Annotated in this window: 1 tRNA gene and 2 rRNA genes; all 3 read left to right on the forward strand. The window is 54.4% G+C overall.

The annotated features are described in order from the left end of the window. The first annotated feature begins 46 nt into the window (after window positions 1-46). The 3 genes from A7A09_RS20405 (at window position 47) to A7A09_RS20415 (ending at window position 3,248) form a co-directional block, all read left to right on the forward strand. Window positions 47-2,875 (forward strand): 23S ribosomal RNA (locus A7A09_RS20405). Between the two features lie 115 nt (window positions 2,876-2,990). Continuing rightward, window positions 2,991-3,105: ribosomal RNA gene (rrf, locus tag A7A09_RS20410) — 5S ribosomal RNA — on the forward strand. A 69-nt stretch (window positions 3,106-3,174) separates the two neighbouring features. Then, window positions 3,175-3,248: transfer RNA gene (locus tag A7A09_RS20415), tRNA-Met, on the forward strand. The last annotated feature ends 2 nt before the right edge of the window (window positions 3,249-3,250 follow it).

The following is a 3,250-nucleotide window of genomic DNA, read 5'->3' on the forward strand; positions in this document are numbered from 1 at the left end:
AAGGACGTGTGGTCAGAGGGACGTCAGTCTTTCTTCTTCCGGATCAAATCAAGCGCGATAAGGGCGTTTGGTGGATGCCTTGGCAGCAAGAGGCGATGAAGGACGTGATACTCTGCGATAAGCCATGGGGAGCCGAGAATAGGCCTTGATCCATGGATTTCCGAATGGGGAAACCCACCTGAATGTTGGTTATTGTTACCTTTGGTAATCAATAATCTTCATAACCAGGTACTTATTACCTGAATACATAGGGTTTTAAGAGCGAACCCGGGGAACTGAAACATCTAAGTACCCGGAGGAAAGGAAATCAACAGATACTCCCCCAGTAGCGGCGAGCGAACGGGGACCAGCCGAGCCATGAGGATGACCGGAACGATCTGGAAAGATCGGCCATAGCGGGTGACAGCCCCGTACGGGAAGTCTGATTGGACGCATTAAGTAGGGCGGGACACGTGAAATCCTGTCTGAAGATCGGGGGACCACCCTCGAAGGCTAAGTACTCCTTGCTGACCGATAGCGAACCAGTACCGTGAGGGAAAGGTGAAAAGCACCCCGACGAGGGGAGTGAAACAGTTTCTGAAACCGGACGCCTACAAGCAGTCGGAGGGGCCTTGAGCCCTGACGGCGTACCTTTTGTATAATGGGTCAACGACTTGGTCTGTCTGGCAAGCTTAAGCCGTTAGGTGTAGGCGCAGCGAAAGCGAGTGTTAAATGCGCGACATAGTCAGACGGATCAGACCCGAAACCGAGTGATCTAGGCATGAGCAGGCTGAAGGTACGGTAACACGTACTGGAGGGCCGAACCCACACCTGTTGAAAAAGGTCGGGATGACTTGTGCCTAGGGGTGAAAGGCCAATCAAACTCGGAGATAGCTGGTTCTCCGCGAAAGCTATTTAGGTAGCGCGTCGATTGTATTCCCTGGGGGGTAGAGCACTGCATGGATGATGGGGGCCCACAGCCTTACTGAGTCTAAGCAAACTCCGAATACCCAGGAGAACTGATCGGCAGACACACGGCGGGTGCTAACGTCCGTCGTGGAGAGGGAAACAACCCTGACCAACAGCTAAGGCCCCCAATTCGTGGCTAAGTGGGAAAGCATGTGAGACTTCCAAAACAACCAGGAGGTTGGCTTAGAAGCAGCCATCCTTTAAAGATAGCGTAACAGCTCACTGGTCTAATCAAGAGGTCTTGCGGCGAAGATGTAACGGGGCTCAAGCCACGAGCCGAAGCTTTGGATGCACGTTTACGTGCGTGGTAGCGGAGCGTTCTGTGATATAGAACGCTGCCTCTTTTGCCCTTCGGGGTAACGGAGGCAATGTTCTGACTGTGAAGCCGGGCCGTGAGGCATCCGGTGGAGTGATCAGAAGTGAGAATGTTGACATGAGTAGCGACAAACAGGGTGAGAGACCCTGTCGCCGAAAGTCCAAGGGTTCCTGCTTAAAGCTAATCTGAGCAGGGTAAGCCGGCCCCTAAGGCGAGGCCGAAAGGCGTAGTCGATGGGAACCAGGTTAATATTCCTGGGCCAGGAGATGGTGACGGATCACAGAGGTTGTTCGATCTTATCGGATTGATCGGGCCGCTGAGTGGTTCCTGGAAATAGCCCTCCACAAGACCGTACCCGAAACCGACACAGGTGGACTGGTAGAGAATACCAAGGCGCTTGAGAGAACCACATTTAAGGAACTCGGCAAAATACCTCCGTAAGTTCGCGAGAAGGAGGCCCGGTTCGTAGGCAACTATGGGCCGGGGGCACAAACCAGGGGGTGGCGACTGTTTACTAAAAACACAGGGCTCTGCGAAGCCGCAAGGCGACGTATAGGGTCTGACGCCTGCCCGGTGCCGGAAGGTTAAAAGGAGAGGTGCAAGCCTTGAATTGAAGCCCCGGTAAACGGCGGCCGTAACTATAACGGTCCTAAGGTAGCGAAATTCCTTGTCGGGTAAGTTCCGACCTGCACGAATGGCGTAACGACTTCCCCGCTGTCTCAAATGTGGACTCAGCGAAATTGAATTGTCTGTGAAGATGCAGACTTCCCGCGGTTAGACGGAAAGACCCCATGCACCTTTACTACAGCTTCGCACTGGCATCAGGATTGCGATGTGCAGGATAGGCGGTAGCTTTGAAACGGGAACGCCAGTTTCCGTGGAGCCTCCCTTGAGATACCGCCCTTCGCACTCTTGATGTCTAACCGCGGTCCGTTATCCGGATCCGGGACCCTGCGTGGCGGGTAGTTTGACTGGGGCGGTCGCCTCCCAAACAGTAACGGAGGCGCGCGAAGGTTGGCTCAGAGCGGTCGGAAATCGCTCGTTGAGTGCAATGGCAGAAGCCAGCCTGACTGCAAGACTGACAAGTCGAGCAGAGTCGAAAGACGGCCATAGTGATCCGGTGGTCCCGAGTGGAAGGGCCATCGCTCAACGGATAAAAGGTACGCTGGGGATAACAGGCTGATGATGCCCAAGAGTCCATATCGACGGCATCGTTTGGCACCTCGATGTCGGCTCATCTCATCCTGGGGCTGGAGCAGGTCCCAAGGGTATGGCTGTTCGCCATTTAAAGAGGTACGTGAGCTGGGTTTAGAACGTCGTGAGACAGTTCGGTCCCTATCTGCCGTGGGTGTTGGAGACTTGAGAGGAGTTGCCCCTAGTACGAGAGGACCGGGGTGAACGTTCCACTGGTGGACCAGTTGTCGTGCCAACGGCAGTGCTGGGTAGCTATGAACGGACAGGATAACCGCTGAAGGCATCTAAGCGGGAAGCCCCCCTCAAAACAAGGTCTCCCTTGAGAGCCGTGGAAGACCACCACGTCGATAGGCCGGAGATGTAAGCGCAGCAATGCGTTCAGTTGACCGGTACTAATGGCTCGATTGGCTTGATTTGATCCGGAAGAAGACAGATTGACCATGAAAAACACATGGCCCCAATCGCTTCTCCAAAAGCATCCTTGGACAACATCTTCCCCAAAAGGGGAAAACGCTGATCGTTTCTTTCCCGGTCTGGTGGCCCTAGCGCGAGCAAAACACCCGATCCCATTCCGAACTCGGCCGTTAAGTGCCGCAGCGCCGATGGTACTGCGTCTCAAGACGTGGGAGAGTAGGTCACCGCCAGACCTGGAAAGAAACGATATCCTCTCTAGACGATGAAACAAAAGCACCGCAAAAAAAACGCGATGCAATCAGCGCGGGGTAGAGCAGCCCGGTAGCTCGTCAGGCTCATAACCTGAAGGTCGTAGGTTCAAATCCTACCCCCGCAACC

The organism is Paracoccus methylarcula (assembly GCF_003007735.2).
Lineage (GTDB): Bacteria > Pseudomonadota > Alphaproteobacteria > Rhodobacterales > Rhodobacteraceae > Paracoccus > Paracoccus methylarcula.